The 24,637-nt window shown below is 43.0% G+C and carries 26 protein-coding genes; 19 read left to right on the top strand and 7 right to left on the bottom strand.

Going from position 1 to position 24,637, the window contains the following annotated elements; translation table 11 throughout:
• Window positions 1-20 precede the first annotated feature (20 nt).
• Window positions 21-701, top strand: coding sequence for a TerC family protein (locus tag AC58QM_RS26250; protein WP_497287764.1), 681 nt, complete (start codon window positions 21-23; stop codon window positions 699-701).
• 23 nt (window positions 702-724) lie between these two features.
• Here the strand turns inward: AC58QM_RS26250 and AC58QM_RS26245 are convergent, their stop codons facing one another.
• Window positions 725-1,930 carry an MFS transporter gene (locus AC58QM_RS26245; RefSeq protein ID WP_497287763.1) on the bottom strand — a complete coding sequence of 402 codons (1,206 nt, stop codon included), beginning with the start codon at window positions 1,928-1,930 and terminating at the stop codon, window positions 725-727.
• Between the two features lie 476 nt (window positions 1,931-2,406).
• Between AC58QM_RS26245 and AC58QM_RS26240 the strand changes: the two genes are divergently transcribed.
• The 6 genes from AC58QM_RS26240 (at window position 2,407) to AC58QM_RS26215 (ending at window position 6,151) form a co-directional block, all read left to right on the top strand.
• Window positions 2,407-2,640 carry a hypothetical protein gene (locus AC58QM_RS26240; protein ID WP_497287762.1) on the top strand — a complete coding sequence of 78 codons (234 nt, stop codon included), beginning with the start codon at window positions 2,407-2,409 and terminating at the stop codon, window positions 2,638-2,640.
• 164 nt (window positions 2,641-2,804) lie between these two features.
• Complete coding sequence (gene typA / locus AC58QM_RS26235) at window positions 2,805-4,646, top strand: translational GTPase TypA (RefSeq protein WP_497287761.1); 1,842 nt, start codon at window positions 2,805-2,807, stop codon at window positions 4,644-4,646.
• Window positions 4,647-4,792: 146 nt separating this feature from the next.
• Window positions 4,793-5,071, top strand: coding sequence for a YlaH-like family protein (locus AC58QM_RS26230; RefSeq protein ID WP_497287961.1), 279 nt, complete (start codon window positions 4,793-4,795; stop codon window positions 5,069-5,071).
• 16 nt (window positions 5,072-5,087) lie between these two features.
• A complete protein-coding gene (locus AC58QM_RS26225) occupies window positions 5,088-5,531 on the top strand; it encodes a hypothetical protein (RefSeq protein WP_497287760.1) in 444 nt (147 codons plus the stop codon).
• Window positions 5,528-5,809 carry a hypothetical protein gene (locus AC58QM_RS26220; protein ID WP_497287759.1) on the top strand — a complete coding sequence of 94 codons (282 nt, stop codon included), beginning with the start codon at window positions 5,528-5,530 and terminating at the stop codon, window positions 5,807-5,809. Before AC58QM_RS26225 ends, AC58QM_RS26220 begins: the two co-directional genes overlap by 4 nt.
• A gap of 198 nt (window positions 5,810-6,007) precedes the next feature.
• A complete protein-coding gene (locus AC58QM_RS26215; protein ID WP_497287758.1) occupies window positions 6,008-6,151 on the top strand; it encodes a hypothetical protein in 144 nt (47 codons plus the stop codon).
• Window positions 6,152-6,191: 40 nt separating this feature from the next.
• Here the strand turns inward: AC58QM_RS26215 and AC58QM_RS26210 are convergent, their stop codons facing one another.
• Entirely contained in the window at window positions 6,192-6,740 is a 549-nt protein-coding gene (locus AC58QM_RS26210; protein WP_497287757.1) for a YhcN/YlaJ family sporulation lipoprotein, read from the bottom strand.
• A 113-nt stretch (window positions 6,741-6,853) separates the two neighbouring features.
• On the opposite strand from AC58QM_RS26210, the gene AC58QM_RS26205 reads away from it, so the two are divergent.
• The gene (locus tag AC58QM_RS26205; RefSeq protein ID WP_310226975.1) at window positions 6,854-8,185 is read left to right on the top strand and encodes a PhoH family protein; all 1,332 of its coding nucleotides are present in this window, start codon (window positions 6,854-6,856) and stop codon (window positions 8,183-8,185) included.
• Between the two features lie 42 nt (window positions 8,186-8,227).
• Here the strand turns inward: AC58QM_RS26205 and AC58QM_RS26200 are convergent, their stop codons facing one another.
• From AC58QM_RS26200 to AC58QM_RS26190, 3 genes are all read right to left on the bottom strand, one after another.
• The gene (locus AC58QM_RS26200; RefSeq protein WP_497287756.1) at window positions 8,228-8,716 is read right to left on the bottom strand and encodes a hypothetical protein; all 489 of its coding nucleotides are present in this window, start codon (window positions 8,714-8,716) and stop codon (window positions 8,228-8,230) included.
• A 39-nt stretch (window positions 8,717-8,755) separates the two neighbouring features.
• Complete coding sequence (locus AC58QM_RS26195) at window positions 8,756-9,853, bottom strand: hypothetical protein (protein WP_497287755.1); 1,098 nt, start codon at window positions 9,851-9,853, stop codon at window positions 8,756-8,758.
• Between the two features lie 100 nt (window positions 9,854-9,953).
• Complete coding sequence (locus AC58QM_RS26190; RefSeq protein WP_497287754.1) at window positions 9,954-10,922, bottom strand: hypothetical protein; 969 nt, start codon at window positions 10,920-10,922, stop codon at window positions 9,954-9,956.
• A 90-nt stretch (window positions 10,923-11,012) separates the two neighbouring features.
• On the opposite strand from AC58QM_RS26190, the gene AC58QM_RS26185 reads away from it, so the two are divergent.
• A complete protein-coding gene (locus AC58QM_RS26185; RefSeq protein WP_497287753.1) occupies window positions 11,013-12,143 on the top strand; it encodes a class I SAM-dependent methyltransferase in 1,131 nt (376 codons plus the stop codon).
• A gap of 32 nt (window positions 12,144-12,175) precedes the next feature.
• Here the strand turns inward: AC58QM_RS26185 and AC58QM_RS26180 are convergent, their stop codons facing one another.
• Entirely contained in the window at window positions 12,176-12,406 is a 231-nt protein-coding gene (locus AC58QM_RS26180) for a DUF2626 domain-containing protein (RefSeq protein ID WP_028558057.1), read from the bottom strand.
• Between the two features lie 389 nt (window positions 12,407-12,795).
• Here AC58QM_RS26180 and AC58QM_RS26175 point away from each other — a divergent pair, with 389 nt between their 5' ends.
• The 10 genes from AC58QM_RS26175 to AC58QM_RS26130 all read left to right on the top strand — a co-directional run bounded on the left by AC58QM_RS26175 (window position 12,796) and on the right by AC58QM_RS26130 (window position 24,042).
• The gene (locus AC58QM_RS26175) at window positions 12,796-13,449 is read left to right on the top strand and encodes an RsfA family transcriptional regulator (protein ID WP_497287752.1); all 654 of its coding nucleotides are present in this window, start codon (window positions 12,796-12,798) and stop codon (window positions 13,447-13,449) included.
• Between the two features lie 89 nt (window positions 13,450-13,538).
• The gene (locus tag AC58QM_RS26170) at window positions 13,539-14,492 is read left to right on the top strand and encodes a ketopantoate reductase family protein (RefSeq protein WP_497287751.1); all 954 of its coding nucleotides are present in this window, start codon (window positions 13,539-13,541) and stop codon (window positions 14,490-14,492) included.
• A gap of 13 nt (window positions 14,493-14,505) precedes the next feature.
• A complete protein-coding gene (locus AC58QM_RS26165) occupies window positions 14,506-14,907 on the top strand; it encodes a DUF3397 domain-containing protein (RefSeq protein ID WP_497287750.1) in 402 nt (133 codons plus the stop codon).
• Between the two features lie 399 nt (window positions 14,908-15,306).
• Window positions 15,307-16,992 (top strand): peptide ABC transporter substrate-binding protein, encoded by a 1,686-nt coding sequence (locus AC58QM_RS26160; protein ID WP_497287749.1) that lies wholly within the window; start codon window positions 15,307-15,309, stop codon window positions 16,990-16,992.
• Window positions 16,993-17,090: 98 nt separating this feature from the next.
• Window positions 17,091-18,023, top strand: a complete 933-nt coding sequence (locus AC58QM_RS26155) for an ABC transporter permease (RefSeq protein ID WP_497287748.1) — start codon at window positions 17,091-17,093, stop codon at window positions 18,021-18,023.
• Window positions 18,024-18,026: 3 nt separating this feature from the next.
• Window positions 18,027-18,959 (top strand): ABC transporter permease, encoded by a 933-nt coding sequence (locus AC58QM_RS26150; protein WP_497287747.1) that lies wholly within the window; start codon window positions 18,027-18,029, stop codon window positions 18,957-18,959.
• A gap of 13 nt (window positions 18,960-18,972) precedes the next feature.
• Window positions 18,973-20,010 carry an ABC transporter ATP-binding protein gene (locus tag AC58QM_RS26145; protein WP_497287746.1) on the top strand — a complete coding sequence of 346 codons (1,038 nt, stop codon included), beginning with the start codon at window positions 18,973-18,975 and terminating at the stop codon, window positions 20,008-20,010.
• Window positions 20,003-20,977, top strand: a complete 975-nt coding sequence (locus AC58QM_RS26140) for an ABC transporter ATP-binding protein (protein ID WP_497287745.1) — start codon at window positions 20,003-20,005, stop codon at window positions 20,975-20,977. The genes AC58QM_RS26145 and AC58QM_RS26140 overlap by 8 nt, the downstream gene beginning before the upstream one ends.
• Before the next feature lie 156 nt (window positions 20,978-21,133).
• Window positions 21,134-22,768 (top strand): bacillithiol biosynthesis cysteine-adding enzyme BshC, encoded by a 1,635-nt coding sequence (gene bshC / locus AC58QM_RS26135; protein WP_497287744.1) that lies wholly within the window; start codon window positions 21,134-21,136, stop codon window positions 22,766-22,768.
• Window positions 22,769-22,779: 11 nt separating this feature from the next.
• Entirely contained in the window at window positions 22,780-24,042 is a 1,263-nt protein-coding gene (locus AC58QM_RS26130) for an adenosylhomocysteinase (RefSeq protein WP_497287743.1), read from the top strand.
• A 407-nt stretch (window positions 24,043-24,449) separates the two neighbouring features.
• On the opposite strand, the gene AC58QM_RS26125 is transcribed toward AC58QM_RS26130, so the two are convergent.
• On the bottom strand, window positions 24,450-24,637 hold a 188-nt coding region (locus AC58QM_RS26125; RefSeq protein ID WP_497287742.1), incomplete at its 5' end, for a hypothetical protein.

Raw genomic sequence — 24,637 nt, 5'->3', positions numbered from 1 at the left:
TCGATAGGAGGACGTGAAGCATGATTGATGCGCTCTTATTATTCTTGCAAATAATGTTAATTAATATTGTATTGAGTGGCGACAATGCGGTTGTTATTGCTTTAGCAAGCAAAAATCTGCCGCTTGAACAGCGAAAGCTTGCGATCTGGTGGGGGGCGTTTGGAGCTATCGCCCTACGGTTAGTTTTGACACTTGTTGCAGTAAGTCTGCTTTCCATTCCGTTTATCCAAGCTGGCGGTTCTATCTTGCTCCTGTGGATTGCCATTAAGCTTCTTACGGATGAAGAGGGGCATTCCAATGTTAAGGAAGCTTCAACGCTTGGTAAAGCGATTTGGACCATCATTGTCGCGGATTTCATCATGAGTCTGGATAATGTTCTAGCGATTGCAGCCAAAGGAAATGGCAATAATACCGTCATTATTTTAGGAATCGGGTTGAGTATTCCGATCATTATTTGGGGAAGTACGCTCGTCATGAATTTATTGCAGAAATATCCGATTCTTGTTTTTATCGGAGCAGGAATTCTAGGTTACACCGCAGGGGAAATGTTTGTTAAAGATGAGAAAATGATTGATTGGCTATTGCATGATTATGAGTTTTTACATGTTTGGATCCCTATTATGGCAACGATTGTTGTCATCGCGGCAGGTGGTATTGCCAAAGGTTTACGCGTATTTCAATTCAAGACAAGGAATGAATGAGTGTTAAGCACACTGACTTTAGGTCAGTGTGCTGTTTTTTTTGGCCAAACCAAAGCCCATAATGACCAGCCATAGATGATTAGGAATAGCACGATTAAGATGGTTGAGTATCGATACATCATGGCATAGCTGCCACTCCAATTGGCAAGGGCTCCTAGCGCCAAAGCGCCTAAACCGATGCCCAGATCATTGGCGGAGAAGAAAGTTCCGTTGGCGGCGCCACGCCGCTCAGGGGAAGATCGCTGAATCGTCCAAGCCTGCAGGGCGGGTTGTATCGAACCAAACCCAACGCCATAGCAGAGGGCTGCAATAGCCAGGCTAGCATTGGAATGTGCATACGAAAGCAGCAAGAGTCCACTAATCGTAAATGCCGCGCCAGGCAGCAGCACCCACGCAGGTCCTTTGCGATCAAATAGAACACCCGTGATGGGACGAACGAGCAGGACCATACTTGCGTTGCAAAGGAAGAACAAACCCACATTCGGGATATGGGCTTCTATGCCGTATAAGGTGATGAAGGTAACAATACCGCCGTAACAAATAGCGGTACAGAGGAGCAACGCAGAAGGGAGAAGTGCGGTCTGTTCCCAAAGGCGATCTACAAATCGAATGCGGTTGTGAGCTTTTAATGGTGGAAGGGGCTTCGGATATGTAATGAAAAGTGAACTGAATATGGATAACAGGGCGAGTAGGGTCGAGAATAATAAAACATAGGAAAACCCTAAAGATTGCATAACCCATAGTCCCGTGAGAGGGCCGACCGCCATGGCTAAAGTGTTTGATAACCCATAATAGCCCATGCCTTCCCCTCGTCGCTCTGGAGGGATAATATCGGCGATTACGGTCCCCAGAGAAGTCGTTGATAACCCCCATCCGATCCCATGAACAAAACGTGCAGCTAGAATTAATGTGACAGCAGCGATATAGGTGTATCCGGCAATTGTAAGGGCACATATGGTTAAACCGACCAGAAGGACATGTTTTCGACCTAATCTGTCCAGCGCTCTGCCGGCGAAGGGGCGTGTTAGGAGAGATGAGATAGTGAAAATACCAATGACAAGACCTACCTGCACGTTGTCCCCGCCTAACTGTGAAAGATGAGTAGGGATCGTTGGGATAAGCATTTGGAAGCTGAAGAAAAGAAGTAAATTAGCAAGTGAAGTAATCAAAAACGCTTTCGTCCATAGTGGTTTCCGTTGTGTTTGGTTGCTAGTCAGAGTTTGCTCCATGATTCCTCCCTAATTGAACAGCTGACGCACGTTGACCCCTATGCAAAAGGTCTCCGTGCGTGCCTTAGTATACCCAGTCAAATGGAATTGAACGCAAAGATGAGCTACGATAAACACCTAGCAATTTCCTAAGAGGTGAGATAAAATAATTGTTGAAAGGTGTCGAGTTTGGCTAAAAAGATAGAAGTTTGCACCTTCACCTGTCTACATTTTAAGGAGGGATTTGTATCGCTAGAAATAGCTACTCCATTGGTATTTTATTTATTGGCTTGGCCGTTTTATTGCTGTTAGGTAAATTGGGTTTTTTCCAACTGCTATTATCCTTCTTTTGGCCGCTTGTACTTCTCGTGCCTGGCTTGCTATTTCACTTCTTGTATTTCAATCGTAGATTACCAGCAGGTGTGCTTGTCCCTGGCGGTATCTTGACCACGTATGCGCTTTTATTTTTCTTTTGCAATATATTTGGATGGGGTTCAATGAGTTATTTATGGCCAGGCTTCATCTTAGGACCAGCGATCGGTTTATACGAGCTTCATTTATTTGAACGAGGCAGTGATCGCGGTATTTGGATCGCAGCAATGGTATTAGGAGGCGTTTCAGTAGCCCTATTTGCTTTGACCATCCTAGTGAAATTAGGGATTTATGTAATCGCTTTGATCCTTGTCATTGCTGGACTTTCCATGATTTTCCGAAAGCGGAGATTGTGGTGATCTCGACTCTTTCCAGTTAAAAGTTTCGAATCCTGTGCCTTTTATCTTGCATAATGTCGAGAAACTGCGTATACTAAGGGTAAATGTCAAGCGTCGGCGCTTATGTCCGACGCTTGTTTTATGAACAGAGACGAAAATTATAGGGTAGAGAGGGTTTGACATTCATGCATGCAAGAGACAAGATTCGCAATATTGCCATCATCGCGCACGTTGACCACGGTAAAACAACACTCGTAGATAAATTGCTTCAACAGTCAGGAACATTCCGCGACAACGAGGCTATTCAAGAAAGAGCAATGGATTCCAATGATCTAGAGAGAGAACGCGGTATTACCATCCTTGCCAAAAATACGGCGATTAACTATAAAGACTATTTGATTAACATTGTAGATACACCAGGACATGCTGACTTCGGCGGAGAAGTTGAACGTATCATGAAAATGGTAGACGGCGTATTGTTGGTTGTTGATGCTTTCGAAGGCACAATGCCACAAACAAAATTCGTTCTACGTAAAGCTCTTGAAAGCAATCTTTCCCCAGTTGTCGTTGTGAACAAGATTGACCGTCCGAACGCGCGTCCACAAGAAGTTGTTGACGAAGTTCTTGATTTGTTCATCGAGCTTGGTGCAACTGACGAGCAACTTGATTTCCACGTTGTATATGCATCCGCATTGCAAGGGACTTCAAGCCTTGATCCAGAGAAACAAGATGATAACATGGAAGCTATTTATGAAACAGTCGTTCAACATATCCCAGCTCCAACGGAAGATGTTGACCAACCACTTCAATTCTTAGTTACATTGATGGATTACAATGAATACTTGGGTCGTATCGGTGTAGGCCGTGTGAACCGTGGTAAAATCCGTCAAGGTCAAACGGTTGCCGTTATGACACGTGAAGGCGGACAAAAACAAGCTAGAATCGAAAAACTTTTCGGATTCAGTGGTTTGAAGCGTATTGAAATTGAAGAAGCGGCTGCAGGGGACATCATTGCTATTGCAGGTATCAAAGATATTAACATTGGTGAAACGGTAGCTGATCCTACGAACCCAGAAGCTTTGCCAGTCTTGAAAATCGATGAGCCAACGCTTCAAATGACATTTATCGTGAACAACTCGCCATTCGCGGGTCGTGAAGGTAAATGGGTGACTTCCCGTAAAATCCGTGAGCGTCTATACAAAGAGCTTGAAACAGACGTTTCCCTTCGTGTTGAAGATACAGACAGCCCGGATGCATTTATCGTATCTGGCCGCGGTGAGCTTCACTTAGGTATTTTGATCGAGAACATGCGCCGTGAAGGCTTTGAATTACAAGTTTCCAAACCAGAAGTAATCATTCGTCAAATCGACGGACAAAAAATGGAGCCGATTGAGCATTTAATCATCGACGTTCCAGAAGATAGCATGGGTTCCGTTATGGAGAGCTTAGGTTCTCGTAAAGCCGAAATGGTCAACATGATTAACAACGGCAGCGGTAACGTTCGTCTAGAGTTCAAGATCCCAGCACGTGGTTTGATCGGTTACAGAACGAACTTCTTGACACTAACTCGTGGTTACGGAATTATGAACCATGCATTTGACAGCTACGGCCCTTACCAAGGAGCTGGCGTTGGCGGACGTCATGAAGGCGTACTTGTATCCAGCGAATCTGGTGTATCCACACTTTACGGAATTCTTTCTGTCGAAGATCGCGGTATCTTGTTCGTACATCCACAAACAGAAGTTTACGAAGGCATGGTTGTTGGTGAGCATACACGTGACAATGATATCATCGTTAACATCTGTAAAGAAAAAGCGGTAAACAACATCCGTTCCGCGAACAAAGAAGAAACAGTGAAAATGAAAACACCTCGTTCATATTCTTTGGAGCAAGCACTTGAGTATTTGAACGATGATGAGTATTGTGAAATTACACCGAAATCTGTTCGTATCCGTAAAAAGATTTTGAACAAGAGCGAGCGCGAGCGTGCTGAGAAGAACCGCAAAATGGCTGAAGCTAACGCATAATTCACAAAGTATTCGAATAAAGGGAAATGTCGGCTTTCCAGCCGCATTTCCCTTTATTTTATTGCGGTTTTAAGGGATAATGAGGAATGACTCATCTTAGCTGACTAACTTAATTAATGAAATGGAGTGTATATTCGTTGACTGCCTTGAATGAATGGTTTGCCAATCACCTCTTCATCACGTATCTATTAATCTTTGTGTTCATGTCCTATGTGTACAATAAAGTGTTTCGTACGCGCAAACTGCCTGTCCTCAAAGCTGCGCTTATTTATGTGCTGCTAGCGATTGGGTCTGTCATGCTGCTCGTATTTCAAATTGTAGGACTACCTATCGTGCTTTGTTTGGCTGTAGCTATTTCTCTTATGTTTATGGTGAGAATTCGCTATTTTATTGAAAAAAGAACGGGTAAGCGACCGACTTCATAATAAGGAGCTATGCCTTATGAGCCAATACTGGATTACGCCTATTCTCAGTTATTCGCCGCTTGTACTAGGCTCTGAGCGAATAATGTGTCTGCCAGATGCCGAATTTGAAGCATTTCGTCAGCTTGCTAGTCGGCAACACCCCAGATTACTTGCGATGTTCAAATCCAGTTTGCTGCTGAGCGATGAGGAAGAAATGTGTGGGTCAGACCTCGTAGAATTAGATTTAACGCATGAAGGTGATATTGTGTTTGATGGCGAGCCTTTTCATCTTTCGCATTGCGCAGAGGCCTTTCTGGACCGTTTGTTGAATAAACGAGAGGCTAAGGCTTTGGTCATGGCGATGGACGAACAAAAGGAAGCTTGCTATGAGATGCACGAAGGTTGGATAACACAATGGCTAACTTGGTTGGATGCTGGTTATGATATCGTTCTACTAAGAGAGGATGGACACTTTCGATGAAGCTAGGGGATGCTTTTTTCAATTGGTTGCAAATGCATATTGTGTCGGAGGCTCGTCCTTCAGATGAAGCGGCGAAAGAAACGTTGGATTTTTTCGCACTTATTTTAGTTGAAGATCATGGGGTTAGTAAGCTAGAGGTACTGCCTGTTGAGGATCCGATGAAAGTTTGGATCGGATACGAACAAGAAGGGGAATATCATAAGCATTGTTTCGATCGCGAGAGTGTGGAAAAGCTGTTGACTGATATTAACTCCAATCCGATTTACAATAATCAATAGCCGTTTAACGCTGTGAACGACAAAATGAATTACCGACATATCTTTAACAAATCAACGTACACTAAAGTATATCTGGGTAATAAAGGAGTGCCCGCTTAATTGAAAATAGATACATAATGGTGGAACGCTTGGCACTCGCTATGCTATACTGTAAGTGTAAGGAGCGTTTTCAACCACCTAGTAGGAGGCGCAAACGATATGGCTGAACTTCGAACAGCTGCACCGATGCAATGGATAGATAGCGCCCACATGATCATTCAAGCTGAATATGCGAAAGCTTGTGAGAGCCGAGATGCCCGTTTTCCCCTCGGTCAAGTTTTTGATGCGATAAAAAAAGCCTAGATCTGCGTATGCAGTCAGGCTTTTTGTCATCTTCAGTGATTTAACGGGTTGGAACTTGTGGGCTATTCCCATTGGGGCCTGCATTATCCATATCCGGGTCATTGCGAATATCACGGGGCAGTTGAGGCATTACACGACCAACAATATCAGCCATTTGTTCTGCAAAGCCTGTGATCGGTCTTCCTGCTTGAATGTTATCCCTAATGTTGCGCAAGCGTTGATCTAGATCCATATCAGCAGTGACGATCGCATTCACTCCGTAAGGATCCTTCTTCAGAGCCTCCGCAACCGAATATTTCACGGTTCCGACTTTGGCGCGATCAAGCTCCTTCTTAAGGTTTATGCCGACGACTGCTGTATTGCCGAAGACCACGCAATGTGCGCTCTCGACTTGAGGGATACCCAATGCTAGGTTTTCCAAATGCGCTGCAACTGCCTTAGAATCTTTGATTTCAAGCTTTTGCGGAGCAATTTGTTGAACTTTTACTTGTCTTTGATTCGTATCTTGAGAGGGGGCACCACTTTTCGGCGCTTGACTGCAGCCTACCGCGAGGATCAATATCAATCCGTATACGTATATTAGTCTCACCAGAATCGTTCCCTTCTTTCCTTGAATCTCGCGTTTAGTTTGTCCTGTACAGTTAGGTTGTATGTACGAATATAACCAATGATCTAACGCCAAATCTGGGAGGGGACACACCAATGAAAAAAATTTACGTGTTAGATACCAATGTACTGCTTCAGGACCCTAATGCTTTATTCGCATTTGAAGATAATGAAGTGGTCATACCCGCCGTGGTGTTGGAAGAAATCGATTCTAAGAAACGAAATGCGGATGAAATCGGTCGCAATGCTAGACATGTTTCGAGGTTACTAGACGGATTAAGAGCCAAAGGAAATTTATCCGATGGCATCACACTTGGACATGGCGGCAGCATTAAAGTGGAACTCAATCATCGCAGCTTTGCGAAGCTGCAAGATACATTTGCTGAATTAACAAACGATAATCGCATTCTAGCGGTTGCATTGAACTACCATCTGGAAGAGCAAGAGAATGACGAGGCTCGACCAGTTGTTATCGTTAGTAAGGATACATTGGTCCGAATTAAGGCGGATGTACTAGGTATTCCGGCACAGGATTACTTAACAGATCGGATTGTAGCTCAAACCGACATGTATACCGGCTATATCACACTCTTTGTTCATCCTTCCATCATTGATGAATTTTATTCGTATCGCTTCTTGACCGTTACTTCACTCAATCTAAGCTATATGCTGCATCCTCACGAATTTGTGATTCTGCGTGATGAGCTCGGTTCTTCCAAGTCTGCATTGCTCAAAGTTACACCAGATGCCAAAAAGCTTGAGCCGCTTTACATGAGTAATGATCCCATCTGGGGAATTGCCGCGCGGAATGCGCAGCAGCGAATGGCTCTTGAGCTTCTGCTCAATGACGATATCCCGCTCGTCACCCTAACTGGGAAAGCGGGTACAGGTAAAACGCTGCTTACGTTAGCTGCGGGGCTCATGAAAATTGAGGATGATCGTAAGTATAAGAAGTTGCTGATTGCTCGTCCGGTCGTTCCGATGGGCAAGGATATTGGTTACCTGCCTGGTGAAAAAGATGAAAAGCTGCGCCCTTGGATGCAGCCGATCTATGATAATTTGGAATACTTGTTTGATACCAAAAAACCAGGTGATATTGAAAAAATACTAGCTGGTCTAGGCAGTATTCAAGTAGAGGCGTTAACTTATATCCGTGGCCGGTCTATTCCTGGGCAATTTATTATCATTGATGAAGCACAGAATCTTTCTAAGCACGAAGTGAAAACCATCGTATCACGCGTTGGAGAGGGCAGTAAAATCGTTCTCCTGGGGGATCCAGATCAAATTGATCATCCTTACCTAGACGCTTCGAGTAATGGGCTTACGTATGTGGTAGAACGCTTTAAACAGGAAGGGATTAGTGGACATATCACGCTTGAGCGCGGCGAACGCTCGCACCTAGCCCAATTGGCTGCCGATCTGCTATAAAATGAGAAAAGCCCACATCAGCTGATGTGGGCTTTTTGCTTACTAACGCACGATTTCGATGCTGCAACGATAGGCTTTGGCAATTCCGTGCATGAGCTCTTCGAGTTGTCGATCAACCACGTAGACATCGTGATCTCCGTCCTTATACTGCGCAATGAGGTGCTCTTCAACCTGGAGTGCAGCTTGATCGACCTCCACAGACGGACTGTTGGCTGTGAACCGGAAAGGGATCACGATTTTGTCATACAAATAGTTGTGCTCAGCGCGGCTTGTAAAACCGTAGTCACTAAATAGATCTGTCAATTCTGCTTCATCATGAAGCAAACGCAAGTCCATCAGTGTTGTTTCAATGTTGAATTGTGCCATCACCGCAAGAACGGCGCGTTGTTGCTCTTCGTTACTGACAATCAATAATTCTTTATCGCGATCGAATAATTCGACTTTACCCGCAAGTGCTTTTACGATTTGGGCATAGAAGCCAGGTATTTTTCCGTCGGGCAGATCCATCATCAGACCTATTTTGAATTCCATGGTAGTTGTCCTCACTTTGCATTCATTATCCCTACTAGTCTACAGAGATAATTTGAGTTTCACAACTGCCACGCCTTTTTTCGTCTCGACACTAAGCACATCGAGGAAGCTGGCTACTTTTTTTGGAATAAAGCCTAGCTGGAATTCTTTCGTAAAGTCTTCGATAGTGGTGTCTGGCAGCTTGAATTCATTGAATTCTAAATCATCGACGACGAATCGAACTTCATTCATTCCATCTGTGGTGGTAAGCAGGGTGAAGTTTCCGGAGATCGCAATCTGCAATCCGCCTTTTTTGCCTGTTGCCACCATAGAACCATCGTTGAATTCAAAATTCAACGTTTGCAGCAGCTCGCTTTTGGAGTGAAGATATGCATTGAAATCTGCATCCGTCAGGCTGATGATCGGTGTTTTGGAAGTGAAGTTAATATATTTGGTGTCTTTCATTAGGAATTGCGGCAAATCACGGAACGCCATGGATAATTGATCCAAGTAGTCTCTCGCCAAAGGTAAGCCTTCTTGCTTCCATTGATCATTTAAGCTCTTAATTTGGCTCGCTATGACCTGAGCTTGCGCACTGACAGCTAGTTGTTTGTCCAACTCTTCTTGAAGCTTAACGAGTCTTTCACGCTGCTGTAGAAACTTATCTTTGGTAACTTGCAGCTCTGTCCGAGAACTGGCTAGTTCTGTTTGCAGCTTAGTGAGCTTCTCAAATGAATCCGTGAACTTCGCGAGTGAGCGATGGTCATTCGTAATAATCATTTGTAAGTATTCGAACATGCGCAAGACATCGGTGAAAGAATTGGCCGCAAAGAGCAGCATCCAGATCGAATCGCGATCGCCTGTGTAGTAGGCTCTTAGTACTTTACCTGCATGCTTGCGAGTCGATTCCACGTTGCCGCTCTGTTTCACGATATCTTGTTCATTCTGTTTGATTTGATCACCAATTTTGGCATCCTGGTCGTTAAGGCGAGCAACTTCTTTGTCAATCTCAAAAATAGTTAGACCTTTCTGGAGCAACTCTTTGGCTTCGTCTTGCGAAGATTTGGTTTCTTCGGCCCAAGCGGCTCTGTAAGGCAACGTAAGTAGTGTGAGCAAAACAATGGATAACAGCAGCGCTGTGAGTTTCTTAGCATTCATTGATGGTATTCTCCCCCTATGAATAGATTATCATATTTCTATTAAATGAAGCACAAAAAAATACTTACCTTTGGGGAAAGGTAAGTATTAGACCTTATTCCTATTTTTTAGATGAAGGTGTTAACAACTTGAGAATATCATCAAAACTCTTCACTTTAGAAGGAATTTCTTTCGTTAGTGGTGCATTTTGATTGATCGCATCAAAGGTTTGATGAAGTTCAATATGATTATCGAGGGCTTTACCGTCTAACGTCACAGTGAATGTAATATCCAGTGCCTGATCACGAATAAAACCTTGATCATCAATCGCAATCTTCATGCTGCTTGGCGCTTTGAGTGCAAGGGAGGCTGCGCCATTTTTCTTGAGTGCATCTGCTTTATCAGCTGAAATGAGGCCATTCGTTTGTAAAGTGCCTATGAAATCCGGTAGTTTGGCTTGAAATTGTGTGTTGATATCTTTGACATTTTTCGTCGTCAGCTCAACTTGAATTGATTTTGCTGAAGTGCCGTCAGCTAGTTTGATCGGATCTTTAGCTTGCTTGAACCATTTGGCATCCATACCTTCAAAGATTAATTTTGTAAGTGCCGTTGTAACTTGAGGCGTATTTTTTAATGTGTCCGCCTTTAGTGGACTGGCTGTGGTTCCGTTCATTTTTTGCAAATCAATCGCGTAAAACTCATCTGCGGTCTTATTTAAGGCTGGCATATTAAAATACAATTTGCTATCTTTAATGAGAATTGGCAAATCGATAGGGGATGTAGAGCCCTTTGGTGTTATACGTAAGTCTGTTTGATATTGGAGTGGATCTAGCTGGCTGATGCCCTTCCACGTAATCGTGCTCTCTCTGATCAAAGATAGCAAACCGTTAGTAAGCGGGTTAGCTGATTTCATTAAACCATCAGAAATAGCGAGAGTAGTACTTCCCTCGAACGTATAAGATTTCATTTCTGATTGTTTGTTAACAGATTGTTGAAACGCTTCTTTAACTTGTGTGTTATCCGTACATGCAGTCAACGAGACTAGGCTAATTGCCGTTATCGCTGTTAAGGTCATCCATTTCTTAGTCATGCTGGGCTGTCTCTCCTTCCATAATCCTTTATCATTATAAGGGTTTCCTATTCATTTGTCTGTAAGTAAAGAACTGGGGGGTTAGTAATTGTGAATCAACTAGGTCACACGGGTGTTATATCAGCGCTAAAAGAGCGAATGAATTCAGCGGTTAATCAACGAATTACTTTTCGAGACTATATGGAAATATGCTTATATCAGGATCCAGGCGGCTATTACCGTAAAGAACAAATAAAAATAGGGAAGCAAGGGGATTTCTATACGAGCTCTTCCATTGGTACCATCATGGGTGAAATGGTAGCCACCTTCCTATTAAAACAACTTCATGGTGAGGCTGGTCAGCCATCATGTATTGAAGTGGTTGAATGGGGAGGAGGGAATGGACGTATGGCTCTCCATGTCCTGAATGAATTACGACAATCTGCCCCTGATATCTACGAACGAGTAACTTATACCCTAATTGAATCGAGTGCCTTCCATCGTCACTTGCAAAAAGAAATGCTGATTGAACATGTGGAACGAATTCGTTTCATGGAAGAAGCGGCATGGTTAAGTGAGGAACCAGCAGAATCTGTCTATGTTTTAGCCAATGAACTGCTGGATGCTTTTCCGATTCACCGTATTCAATATAGGGATCAAGCATTCCTGGAATCCTACGTGCATTGGCAGGAGGAAGAACCGAATTTCCAAGAAATCTGGTTACCTCTTAAGCCGGGACGCATATTAGACTATCTGAACACGCTAGAAGTTCAATGGCAAGACGGACAGATTAGTGAAGTGAATCTAGAAGCCGTAGATTGGTATGATCGACTTACGGAACGAATCATAAGCGGCTGCGTCATTGCAATTGATTATGGTGATGTAGCAGAGGAGTTATATGCCTCTCATCGGCATCAGGGGACATTGATGTGCTATCGTAAGCACGAAGCGCATGGGAACCCCTTCATCGACCCGGGTGAGCAGGATATCACAGCTCATGTCAATTTTAGCTTATGTCAAGCCGCCGCGGTTTCCAGTGGATTTGAACCCTACCTCCTGCAGACGCAGCGTCAGTTCTTAGTGGAGCAGGGCATTTTGGAAAAGCTGCAAAATCATTTCGATCCAAATCCTTTTAGTGAAGTTTCCAAAAGGAATCGTTCGATTCGACAATTGCTGCTTAGCGATGGAATGAGCGAATTGTTTAAAGTGTTTATCGCAATTAAAAAAGGTGAATCGGCATAAATGCCGATTCACCTTTTCGTTTGTCGTTTGTCTTAGATGGACATTTTGAAAAATGACCAATACGTAAATCCGCTGAAAGAGATAATCATATATCCCCAGAACAACAATATGTAAGTACGTTCTGACAAGCGCATATAGCCTAGAATGACGAATACGGCAGTTTGAAAAAAGAAAATCAGAGACATAGGTATCATATCGCCAGCTAAGCTCATTAGTGCGATAACAAGTGTCCAAAAACCTAGAACCCGAAACATGCGATCCATTCTCGTTACATCCCCCTCTCGTACCACGTTGCACTTTAACTACAACACATTATACCGTTTGATCCCAGTGGTGTAAACCGTCAAACGGTGACGAAATTCAAAACATTTCATCATATAGTCGTAGTATTCCTTTTTATACGAATCCCATGTATGAGTGTCAAAAAATTTGGCAATACCATTTAGTATCAAATAGATTCTATGAACTCTAGTACGGGCATAGAAATAGTAATAATGGCAACGAATCAATTAATACCTGTCTGACTAATTGATTCTTCTTTATGATGTATCCGCGGGTAGGAGAGAATTTGATCAGGGAATCGAAGCTCCCAAATGGAGAGACTTTGCTCTCCGACCAAAGATCCCTATAATTTGTTAGGAGGTTTGGCCTTATGTCGGCAATAAGACAAGATGCATGGAGCGATGAAGACGACTTAATTTTAGCGGAGTTGACATTGCGTCATATCCGAGAAGGAAGTACACAATTATCTGCGTTTGAAGAAGTTGGGGAGCGCATTGGACGTACTGCGGCTGCATGTGGGTTTCGTTGGAACAGCTTTGTTAGAAAAAAATATGAAGCAGCGATTCAAATTGCGAAAGCGCAACGTCAGAAGCGCACGCAGATGAAAAAGCACGCACCTGTTTCAATTTCCGGATCATCTTCAATTGGTTTACTTGATAGTCCAGAGGTATCTACGGGTAAAAATGAAGTATTTTCAGAAGAAACGCTCTCTATAGATGCGGTTATTCGTTTCTTACGGCAATGGCGCAGCACCTATCAGGATATGAATCGTCATATTAAAACGTTAGAGAAAGAACTGCAGGATAAAGAGGACGAACTCGATAGACTTGGCAGAGAAAATAATAAGTTAAATAAACAAGTGAATGAAGTTGAAACCGATTATCGCGTTGTGAATGATGATTATAAAGCGCTTATTCAAATTATGGATCGTGCTCGGAAAATGGCATTTCTAGTTGAAGAAGAGGAAGAAGAGAAGCCTCGATTCAAAATGGATGCCAACGGTAATTTGGAAAGAGTAGAGTAAGTGAAGCGAAGCCACTGATCAAGGGGAACCTTGGTGTGTGGCTTTTTTGCTGTATAATAAGGTTACATGAATCAAAGGGTGGTTATGGCATGCATATTATGGTTGTTGGAGCGGGCTCTCTGGGGCTTCTTTTTGCCGCTAAGCTTGCGCCGCGATGTTCGCAGTTAACGGTGGTAACTAGGACTACGGAACAAGCCAGTGAATTGTCTAAGCAAGGGGTTGAGTTGGATGGGGAAGCGTCGCAAACTACGGATTCCACCAAACCAATCGTATATAGCAGCTATTCCGAGGAAACGAGGGAAGACGTCATTCCGAATGAGCGGCAAGTCGATTATATCTTTCTTATGGTGAAACAAACTGCCATTACAGATGAACTTGTCACCTATCTTCGGAATCAAATGACAGATCAGACTTATCTCGTTTGTTTTCAAAATGGGATTGGACATGAACTTAAATTAAGCCAAGCTATCGGATACGATAAGCTTTTATTTGCCGTTACAACAGAGGGGGCTAAACGAAATGGGCATAATTCGGTCCGCCATACAGGGCGTGGAATCACCTATTTCGGGGTTTTGGAATCAAATAAGCAGCTTACTCCAAATAACCAACATATTTTTTTCATGCAGATGTTGAAATCAGCAGGATTTCTTGCGGAATTGTCGAACAACATGGAGGTCAGAATTTGGAGCAAATTAGTCATCAATGTTGTCATCAACCCGCTAACTGCCATACTACGTGTACCCAATGGTGACTTGCTTCGTTCTAAATGGAGTCGATCCCTCATGAAAGATCTATATGAAGAAGCGCTCAACTTGGCGAATCTCAAGAGGATTGCGCTGCCAGATGAGCTGTGGGAAACCATTCTAACGGTATGTGAAGCGACGAAAATGAATCATTCTTCCATGTTGCAGGATATTGAGGCTGCACGACAGACGGAAATTGATTATTTAAATGGTAGATTAGTAAAGATGGCGGAAGAACTGGGGCTCAAACTTTCCACGCATGACATGGTGTATAGAATGATTAAAGCGATAGAAAATTAAGAGGTGACTCTTCTTGCTGAATGGATTCGTTAGTCTATTATCTACTTTATATGCAATGCTGGCTGTAGCGCCATTTCTAACGTTTGCTCTATTTTGGTTTATCATCTTTCTTATTCTCAAGGATAAGAAGATGACCACGAGGTTTACTATGGATATTACAACCTTGTTTCTACTAGGATCTGTGTCCTTAATGTGGAACAAGCTTTTTCATACGCAATTTGGCTTCTGGTTAATTGTACTTATCTTGTTAATTGCCTTTGGTATTATTGGAGGTTATCAAAATCACTTGAAAGGGGAGACTAATTTAATCAAAGTAGGCAGGCTTGTATGGCGCCTTAGCTTTGTAGGATTATCGGCCCTTTACATTCTGTTGTTTGTTGTGCATATCGGCAAAAACTACCTTTTTTCGACATAGTTCACATAGAATGGAATTGGAATTACCTATCATTGGATGTTTTGGGGAATAAATTAGTGTTTCTTTGTAATATTTCTTTGAGATTTGTAGAAAATAACAAACAAAATCGTCTAGATTTTATTGACCGTTGGTTGTATAATTAAAAACCGTGAGAGTAAATTTTTTTACTGGTTATTTAGTCGCAGGTAAATTAATTGTAGACAAACTCATCGTATATGTTATAATTCCTTGCGTAGACTCTAGTAATTTTTTTTACCAGAGGTCTAAGTAATGTAACATAACATTAAAGAAGCGGTTTCATTGGTCTCCGGGTTAAAGGTGTAAGGTTTATGTGAATAAAGCTGACAAAACACCTAACCATAGATGTCTAGACATACATATTTTAAAGGAGGAGTTTATATGAAAGCGACAAAATGGGTTACTACAGCAGTAGCATTAACGCTTATGGGTAGCGTAGCAGTAGGTTGTGGCAAAAGTGAAGAAACACCAGCGGTATCTCCAACAGATGGTACTAAAGGTACAACTGCTCCAGCTTCTAACAAACCTCAAGAAATTAAAATCAATTTCTCTGCTGAGCCTCCGATTATGGACAGCTCCAAAGCAACTGCAAATGCTGCTTTTACTTTTATTAGCGCATTTAACGAAGGTCTATACCGTACAGATAAAGACGGTAAAGCAGTAGCTGGTCTTGCAAAAGATATGCCTAAAATCTCTCCTGATGGTCTTACGTACACGATCGATATTCGTGATAACGCGAACTGGTCTGATGGACAACCAGTTAAAGCACAAGATTTTGTTTATTCCTTCAAACGTACATTAGATCCTGCTACAAAAGGGCAATATAGCTTCGTAGTAGCTTGGATTAAAGGTGGAGAAGCTGTTACTAAAGCGAAAACTCCTGAAGATGTTAAAAAAGCACAAGATGCACTTGGCGTTAAAGCAATCAGCGACAAGCAAATCGAAATTAAACTAGAAAAACCAGTTGCTTTCTTTACGCAAATGCTTGCGTTTGGTACTTTCTTACCACAACGTGAAGATTTCGTAACAAAAGCTGGCGACAAATATGGCGCAGAAGCTGATAAAGTTATTGGTGCTGGTCCGTTCATTTTGAGCAAATGGGATCATGGCCAAACGCTTGAGCTTGTGAAAAACGAAAAATATTGGGATGCTGCTAATGTGAAATTAACAAAAGCAACGATCAATATCGTTAAAGACACAAATACAGGACTTAACCTATATGAAACAGACGCGGCTGATTTGACTGAAATCAACCGTGACCAATTAACTTTGTACAAAGGTAAACCAGACAACCTGCCTAAACCAGAGTTGACGAACTCATACCTTATGTATCAAGTGAAAAAACAACCAGCTCTTGCTAACAAAAAGATCCGTCAAGCGCTTGGTATGGCAATCGATCGTCAAGCTTACGTAGATACAGTACTTGCTAACGGTTCCGTAGCTTCCACTGGTCTAGTACCAGGTGGTACTTCTGACGGTGCGGGCGGCGAATTCCGTAAAACAGCTGGCGACACACAACCGAAGTTTGATGCTGCTAAAGCAAAAACTTTGCTTGCTGAAGGTTTGGCTGAGCTTGGTCTGAAAGAACTTCCAAAAATGAAAGTGAACGCGGATGATACGGAAACTGCGAAAAAATCACTTGAGTTTATCCTTGCACAATGGAAACAAAACCTTAATTACGTAGCTGAAGCGAACCCAGTTCCTCACGCATTGCGTATCGAGCTTTCCTCCAAAAAAGATTTCGACATCGTTCTTTCCCTATGGGGCGCAGATTACAACGATCCAATGACGTTCTTGGATATGTGGGTAACTGGCGGCGAGTTTGATGAAGGTGATTACAGCAACCCAGAATACGATAAGCTTGTAAAAGGTGCTCAAACAGAAACAGACGTTACAAAACGTGCTAAAGCTTTGGTTGACGCTGAGAAAATCCTTATGGATGATCAAGGTGTAGCGCCGTTGTACTTCCGTACTCGTGCTTACTTGAAAAAACCAACAATTAACGGTTTGATTCTTCCTTCGTTTGGACAAGAGTGGGAATTGAAATGGGCTTCCGTTGGTAAGTAATCTTGTAACGTTGTTTTAAACAGAAGGGGCCGTTCGCACCTCGTGGGAGCGGCCCCTTCTAACTTTCTTGTTTTATATTTTAATAAAGGAGGAGCAATATGATTAAGTTCATTCTTCGCCGTTTCCTATATGCGCTTATTACGTTATGGCTAATTGCTACATTCACGTTCGTCTTGATGAAAAATTTGCCAGGTAATCCCTTAGGAGAAGGCGCTGAGAAGATCCCGAAAGCTACGAGAGATATGTTATTGAAGCAATATGGTCTTGATAAGCCGTTATGGCAACAATACCTAACATTCATGAACAATATCATTCATGGCGATCTAGGAGCTTCCTTTCAATTCCCTGCTCACAAAGTAACAGATATTATTAAACAAGCTTTCCCTTCATCCTTAGAACTTGGATTAATTTCAATTGTAATCGCAATTGTTGTTGGTTTGACTTTAGGGATTATTGCGGCCTTGAAACATAACAAAGCCGGCGATTACACAGCGATGTTCATTGCGATCTTAGGTGTTTCCATTCCATCTTTCGTGCTTGGGCCTATGCTATCTTATTATGTTGGTGTGAAGTGGGGAATTCTTCCTGCAGGTCTTTGGAAAGGCCCAGAATACAAGATTTTACCAGCTATTGCGTTGTCATTCGGTACGATTGCGATTTTGGCACGTTTAATGAGAACGTCGATGTTAGATGTTTTGAATCAAGACTATATTAAAACAGCGAAATCAAAAGGTTTATCAACTATAACAGTTGTTGTTAAGCATACAATTCGTAACGCGATATTACCGGTTATCACGATAATTGGCCCAATATTTGTAAACGTCATCACAGGAACGTTAGTTGTTGAACAAATTTTTAGTGTGCCAGGTTTAGGAAAACACTTTGTATCATCTGTATATTCGAACGATTATACGATGATTTCTGGATTAACTATCTTTTACTCAGCAATTTTGATTGTCGTTATCTTTATTACTGACGTTGTATATGGCTTAGTAGACCCTAGAATTCGTCTTGGGAAAGGCGGGAAATAGTTCATGCAAACTCCAAATGAATCAACAGAGACTAACTTCAAGTTTGCTCCCGTTTCAAATAAATCTCTAACTGGTGAAGTTATTGTAAGACCTTCACTTAATTATTGGCAGGACGCATGGAGACGACTTAAGAAAAATAGACTGGCTATGGCTGGCTTAATTATATTGGTAACTTTAATCGTGCTTGCGATTATCGTTCCATTTGTTTCGAGCTACGATTATCAGACTCAAAATTTGAAGCTTAAAAATGCGGTGCCAAGCGGGTCGCACTTCTTTGGAACAGATGACTTCGGTCGTGATGTTTGGACACGTGTATGGTGGGGTACTCGTATCTCCCTATTTATTGGTATTACAGCTGCTTTAATTGATTTGGTCGTTGGTGTTATTTACGGTGGTATTTCTGCTTATTACGGCGGAAAAGTCGATGAAATTATGCAACGCTCCATTGAGATTGTTTATGCGATTCCGTTCTTGTTGATTGCCATTCTATTGATCATGGTTATCGGTTCGGGGGTTTCGTCCATCATTATCGCCTACAGTATTACAGGGTGGGTACCGATGGCCCGACTTGTTCGTGGACAAATGTTGACGCTCAAAGAGCAAGAATTCGTACTTGCTTCACGCACATTGGGAGCTTCTCCCATGAGAATAATTATGCGTAGCTTGATCCCGAATGCACTTGGTATAATTATCGTACAGATCACATTCGTTGTGCCATCTGCGATCTTTACTGAAGCATTCTTGAGTTTCATTGGTCTAGGTGTAAAGCCGCCTCTGGCATCGCTAGGTAACTTACTGTCAGATGGTGCTAACTATATTCGGTTATATCCGCATCGCCTTATTTTCCCGACGATTATCTTCAGCTTGATTTTGTTAAGCTTCAATCTTCTCGGCGATGGGCTTCGTGATGCGCTAGATCCAAAAATGCGCAAGTAAGAAGGGGTGAATAATGATGAGCACCAAAGACAATTTACTAGAAGTGAAAGATTTACGAGTTTCATTCCAGACTTATGCGGGTGAAGTTCAAGCTGTTCGTGGCGTATCTTTTTCTTTGAAAAAAGGTGAAGTGTTGGCGATTGTAGGTGAATCCGGCTGCGGTAAATCCGTAACGGCACAAACGCTCATGCGTTTAATTCCTACTCCGCCTAGTTATATAAAAAGCGGTTCTATCATGTTTGACGGGAAAGTGGACATTACCAAACTATCCAACAGACAGATGGAGAAAATTCGTGGCTCAGAAATGGGTATGATTTTCCAGGATCCAATGACTTCATTGAATCCGACGATGAAAATCGGCGATCAAATCACGGAAGGTTTGATTAAGCACGAAGGTTTGAGTAAAAGCGCAGCTAGAGAAAAAGCAATTGAAATTCTCAAGCTTGTTGGTATCAATTCGCCTGAAGGGCGTATTCACCAATATCCACATGAACTTTCAGGTGGTATGCGTCAACGTATTATGATCGCGATTGCTCTAGCTTGTTCGCCTAAGCTTCTTATTGCTGATGAGCCTACAACAGCGCTAGACGTTACGATCCAAGCACAAATTATTGATCTAATGAAGACGATCTCGGAGAAAACGGACTCTTCTATTATATTAATTACGCATGACCTAGGGGTTGTTGCCGATATGGCAGACCGCGTTGTGGTTATGTATGCAGGGAAAATTATTGAACAAGGCACCGTAGATGAGATTTTCTACGAGCCACAGCATCCGTATACGTGGGGTTTACTTCGTTCAGTGCCGCGGTTGGATACGAACACGAATGAAGAGCTTGTGCCGATTCCTGGTACACCGCCAGATTTGTTCGCTCCGCCTAAAGGGTGTGCATTCGCAGCGAGATGTCCATATGCGATGAATCACTGTCTGGAAGAAGATCCAGCTCATTCTGTGTTGTCTGATACTCATTCAGCAGCTTGCTGGTTGCTTCACCCTGACGCACCGAAGGTTGAACGTCCTGTAGGAGTGGGAGGTAGCAGTCATGTCTAAGTCAGTGGCTAAGTCTGATCAACCGATTTTGCAAATTCGCAATATGAAGAAGCACTTTAATCTTGGAAACGGCAAGATTTTAAAAGCCGTAGACAATTTTTCAATAGAAATTAAACGCGGTGAAACATTTGGTTTAGTAGGGGAGTCCGGTTGTGGGAAATCCACAGCAGGAAGAACGATTATTAAACTTTATGACGCTACAGAAGGCGAAGTCATTTTCGATGGTGAAGATGTTCATAAGCTGACTGGGAAAAAGCTGAAGGAATTTAATCGGAATATGCAAATGGTATTCCAAGATCCTTACGCATCCTTGAACCCGCGTATGACTGTTGGGAATATCATTGCTGAAGGTATTGATATTCACGGGTTGTACAAAGGCGCGAAACGTAAAGAACGCGTTATGGAATTGCTTCGTGCTGTCGGCTTGAACGATGAGCATGCAAGTCGTTTCCCGCATGAGTTCTCCGGTGGTCAACGTCAACGTATTGGGATTGCCCGTGCGCTTGCGATTGAACCGAAGTTCATTATCGCCGATGAGCCAATCTCAGCATTGGACGTTTCCGTACAAGCTCAAGTCGTTAACCTTTTCAAAAGATTGCAAAAAGAAATGGGCTTAACATATCTATTTATCGCGCATGATTTGGCGATGGTTAAGCATATCTCTGATCGAATCGGAGTTATGTATTTGGGAAGCCTTGTAGAGGTGACAACGTCCGACGCACTTTATGCGAAGCCGTTACATCCGTATACACAATCACTGCTTTCGGCGATTCCGATCCCGGATCCAGAAATTGAACGTACGCGTGAGCGTATTATTCTTCAAGGCGATGTACCGAGTCCGCTCAACCCGCCAAGTGGTTGTCCGTTCCGTACACGTTGTCCGCAAGCGATGGCGAAGTGTGCAGATTCCATGCCGCCTAGTAAAGAAGTGGAACCAAACCACTTTGTTGCTTGTCACTTATACTAATTTGTTTAGCCGTCCCGATTGGGGCGGCTTTTCATCATTAAACTCTTCCTACATAATTGTAATTATAATAAATACAGTTTTGACGATTTCAGGGCTACCGTGTACAATCAAAAGATAGTTGTTTTATTTGTTATGAAGAGGAGACACTAGTCGCATATGCAAATGGAAACTTTTCATTGGAAGAAAAATCAAATATTGGCGGAAGATTATATAACGGGTAAAGGCAATGCGAAAGCGTTGTTTCCGTATCATTTTGGAAATGAACAAGATTGGCAAGCTCGCGTCACTTGGTTAGATGGAGCTCAAGATGCTCCGCATGTTCAGCGTGAGCGCCTTGTAGAGGTGTTAGAAGCCTACAATAGACGTGTAGGGAATGGCGAGACTGCATTCGAACATATTGCGGCTCTAAGCGACAAGCAAACGCTAGCCGTAGTGGGTGGTCAGCAAGCAGGGTTGTTTGGCGGCCAACTCATGATCTTGTATAAGGCAATCACCCTTATCCAATCCGCTCGTGAATGGAGTGCAAAGTTACAGCGCCCCGTTGTGCCTATTTTCTGGATAGCTGGGGAGGATCACGATTTTGACGAAGTCAATCATGTTCATGTTCTTTCTAGCGCGCAGCAAATTGAAAAGTTGAAGGTAGATCATCCTACAGGAGCAAGGACTTCTGTGAGCCGCCTGCCATTAACCTCTGACGCGTGGGAAGAGGCGCTGAATAAGTTAGATCAGTCATTGATGGATACGGAATTCAAAGCTTCTTTGTTAGATAAAATGCGTTCAGCTTCAGAAGGTGAAGCGACGCTTTCAGATGCTTTTGCTCGATGGATGGCGATGTTGTTCGGGGAGTATGGTCTCGTATTGATTGATTCTGATGAGCCTGCGCTCCGCGCGTTGGAATCATCGATGTTCGAGCGGATTATTGGGCAGAACGAGACCTTAGCTGCGGCATTGATGCAAAGTAAAGCGGAGGTTAGTCAAGCTGGCTACGGGATTCAAGCTGAGGTACATGAGCAAGCTGCGAACTTGTTCGTTTTTGCAGAGGGAGCAAGACTGCTGCTACAGCGTGAAGGTGATCAATTTTCGGATAAGAAACATATCGTAACTTACTCGAAAGATGAGCTTCTAGATAAAGCGATAACGACGCCTGAACAGTTTAGTAACAATGTGATGACGCGACCGCTTATGCAAGAATTTTTATTCCCAGTCTTAGCGACCGTACTAGGCCCTGGCGAAATTGCTTACTGGGCACTTACGAAGCAAGCGTTTGAACATTTTCACATGCGGATGCCGATTGTATTGCCGCGTATGGAGTTCACATTGATTGAAGGCACGATCAAGAAACAGATGGACAAATATGAGCTCGCATTGACAGATGTTATTGAACGTTTTGATGAGAAGAAGCAAGCTTGGTTGGATGCGCAAGACACACTTCAGCTTAATGAGCGATTTGAGGACGTAAAAGCATCCTTCTTGAGTGCGTATGCTCCCTTAGTAGAATCACTCAGTAGCATTAACCCTGGTGTGAAGAAACTTGGTGATACGAATCTGGCTAAAATCGTGGAACAAATCGAATATTTGCATCATAAAGCTAGCGAAGCATCCCACACGCAGTTCGATGCGGCGATCCGGCAATTGGATCGAGTTCGACTTACGATATTTCCGTTAGCCAAGCCCCAAGAAAGAGTGTATAATGGGTGTGCTTATCTGAATCGTTATGGGAATGTTTGGCTACATACATTAATACAAACGCCGATACCCGTAGATGGCTTGCACCGTATCTATTATTTGTAGGAGGAACGAACATGACAACTGCAACAAACAGTATTGTAACAGACATGGCGTTAGCGCCAGATGGTCATTTGAAAATTGATTGGGTTCAAGCGCATATGCCGGTTTTGAATCGGATTCGTGAGCAATTTGAGAAAGAGCAGCCTTTCAAAGGATTGAAAGTTACGATTTCCTTGCACTTGGAAGCCAAAACAGCTTACTTAGCAAAAGTCGTTCAAGCTGGTGGTGCGGAAGTGACGATCACGGGAAGCAACCCGCTTTCCACACAAGACGATGTTTGCGCGGCGCTTGTAGAAGATGGGATTACTGTATTTGCGAAATACAACCCAAGTCCTGAAGAATACAAAGAACTTCTTATTAAGTCATTGGAATCCAAACCGGATCTAATCATTGATGATGGTGGCGATCTCGTTTCACTCTTGCACTCCGAGCGCAAAGACTTGGCAGTTAATGTTCGCGGTGGAGCAGAAGAAACAACAACAGGTATTCTTCGTTTGAAAGCGATGGAAAAAGACGGGAAGCTTGGTTTCCCGATGGTTGCTGTTAATGATGCTTACTGTAAATATTTGTTCGACAACCGTTACGGTACTGGCCAATCCGTTTGGGATGGCATTAACCGTACAACGAACTTGGTTGTTGCAGGTAAAACGGTCGTAGTTGTAGGTTACGGCTGGTGTGGTAAAGGTGTGGCTATGCGTGCAAAAGGCTTAGGCGCTAACGTTATCGTTACTGAAATCGATGCGATCAAAGGCGTAGAGGCTTACATGGACGGTTTCGCAGTTATGCCGATGATTGAAGCAGCTAAATTAGGCGATTTCTTCGTAACGGTTACAGGTAACCGTGATGTCATTCGTGGTGAACACTACAAAGTGATGAAGGATGGCGCGATTCTTTCTAACGCAGGTCACTTTGATGTTGAAGTGAACAAACCAGAGTTAGAAGCATTGTCTTCTTCGAAGCGTACAGTTCGTCGTAACATTGAGGAATATCAATTGACAGATGGTCGTAAAATTTACGTACTCGCTGAAGGCCGCTTGGTTAACCTTGCAGCTGGTGATGGTCACCCAGCAGAAATCATGGACATGACATTTGCGCTTCAAGCGATGTCCTTGAAACATGTGAATGATGCCTACGAATCACTTGGTAATACAGTTGTGAATGTTCCTTATGTACTTGATGAGCAAGTAGCTCGCTACAAGCTGGAATCACTAGGTACTAGCGTTGATGCTCTATCTGATGAGCAAAAAGCTTACCTAGACAGCTGGGATGAGCACTAGAATTGATTGGAATACCCTTTGGTCCACTTGTGGATTGAAGGGTGTTTTTTTATTTATGGGGATGTGTTGCGAAACTTGTATTTGTTTAGAGGAGGAGGTTAGTTGGAGGCATTTGTGGTAGGACTTGTGGCTAGTTGCTTCTTTGAATAGATGTATTTTATACAGTTAAATAAATCAAAAGGGAGCTGTTTTGCGGAATAACTGGATTTCGTACAGCTAATTTTGCGATATTCCTCGGTATAGCCCTAATGAGGAGGAAATTGCTGTATATTTTCCATCTAATTCCTGTTTTCGAGGAGAATTCCCCGAAATAGATGTACTTTTTCCAGTTAGATTTTGGAAAGGGTTCGAATGGTATGGTGGTCGTCTGATTTGTTCAACCCAGAGCCATACCAGCAGGAACGGAATCAGAGCCAGAACCAGAGCCAGAACAGGGCAAGACCAGCAGAACCAGAACTAGAGCCAGAGCCAGAGTCAGAACCCCAACCCCAACCCCAACCCCAACCCCAACCCCAACCCCAACCCCAACCCCAACCCCAACCCCAACCCCAACCCCAACCCCAACCCCAACCCCAACCCCAACCCCAACCCCAAC

Source organism: Paenibacillus sp. J22P165, from assembly GCF_059692015.1.
This window is presented reverse-complemented; position numbering and strand designations above follow the sequence as displayed.

Excerpts from the sequence above, each read along its gene's own strand:
- AC58QM_RS26250 (WP_497287764.1), top strand. The coding sequence starts at position 21 with ATGATTGATGCGCTCTTATTATTCTTGCAAATAATGTTAATTAATATT.
- AC58QM_RS26245 (WP_497287763.1), bottom strand. The coding sequence starts at position 1,930 with ATGGAGCAAACTCTGACTAGCAACCAAACACAACGGAAACCACTATGG.
- AC58QM_RS26240 (WP_497287762.1), top strand. The coding sequence starts at position 2,407 with ATGAGTTATTTATGGCCAGGCTTCATCTTAGGACCAGCGATCGGTTTA.
- typA (WP_497287761.1), top strand. The coding sequence starts at position 2,805 with ATGCATGCAAGAGACAAGATTCGCAATATTGCCATCATCGCGCACGTT.
- AC58QM_RS26225 (WP_497287760.1), top strand. The coding sequence starts at position 5,088 with ATGAGCCAATACTGGATTACGCCTATTCTCAGTTATTCGCCGCTTGTA.
- AC58QM_RS26220 (WP_497287759.1), top strand. The coding sequence starts at position 5,528 with ATGAAGCTAGGGGATGCTTTTTTCAATTGGTTGCAAATGCATATTGTG.
- AC58QM_RS26215 (WP_497287758.1), top strand. The coding sequence starts at position 6,008 with ATGGCTGAACTTCGAACAGCTGCACCGATGCAATGGATAGATAGCGCC.
- AC58QM_RS26205 (WP_310226975.1), top strand. The coding sequence starts at position 6,854 with ATGAAAAAAATTTACGTGTTAGATACCAATGTACTGCTTCAGGACCCT.
- AC58QM_RS26200 (WP_497287756.1), bottom strand. The coding sequence starts at position 8,716 with ATGGAATTCAAAATAGGTCTGATGATGGATCTGCCCGACGGAAAAATA.
- AC58QM_RS26195 (WP_497287755.1), bottom strand. The coding sequence starts at position 9,853 with ATGAATGCTAAGAAACTCACAGCGCTGCTGTTATCCATTGTTTTGCTC.
- AC58QM_RS26190 (WP_497287754.1), bottom strand. The coding sequence starts at position 10,922 with ATGACTAAGAAATGGATGACCTTAACAGCGATAACGGCAATTAGCCTA.
- AC58QM_RS26180 (WP_028558057.1), bottom strand. The coding sequence starts at position 12,406 with ATGGATCGCATGTTTCGGGTTCTAGGTTTTTGGACACTTGTTATCGCA.
- AC58QM_RS26175 (WP_497287752.1), top strand. The coding sequence starts at position 12,796 with ATGTCGGCAATAAGACAAGATGCATGGAGCGATGAAGACGACTTAATT.
- AC58QM_RS26170 (WP_497287751.1), top strand. The coding sequence starts at position 13,539 with ATGCATATTATGGTTGTTGGAGCGGGCTCTCTGGGGCTTCTTTTTGCC.
- AC58QM_RS26160 (WP_497287749.1), top strand. The coding sequence starts at position 15,307 with ATGAAAGCGACAAAATGGGTTACTACAGCAGTAGCATTAACGCTTATG.
- AC58QM_RS26155 (WP_497287748.1), top strand. The coding sequence starts at position 17,091 with ATGATTAAGTTCATTCTTCGCCGTTTCCTATATGCGCTTATTACGTTA.
- AC58QM_RS26150 (WP_497287747.1), top strand. The coding sequence starts at position 18,027 with ATGCAAACTCCAAATGAATCAACAGAGACTAACTTCAAGTTTGCTCCC.
- AC58QM_RS26145 (WP_497287746.1), top strand. The coding sequence starts at position 18,973 with ATGATGAGCACCAAAGACAATTTACTAGAAGTGAAAGATTTACGAGTT.
- AC58QM_RS26140 (WP_497287745.1), top strand. The coding sequence starts at position 20,003 with ATGTCTAAGTCAGTGGCTAAGTCTGATCAACCGATTTTGCAAATTCGC.
- bshC (WP_497287744.1), top strand. The coding sequence starts at position 21,134 with ATGCAAATGGAAACTTTTCATTGGAAGAAAAATCAAATATTGGCGGAA.
- AC58QM_RS26130 (WP_497287743.1), top strand. The coding sequence starts at position 22,780 with ATGACAACTGCAACAAACAGTATTGTAACAGACATGGCGTTAGCGCCA.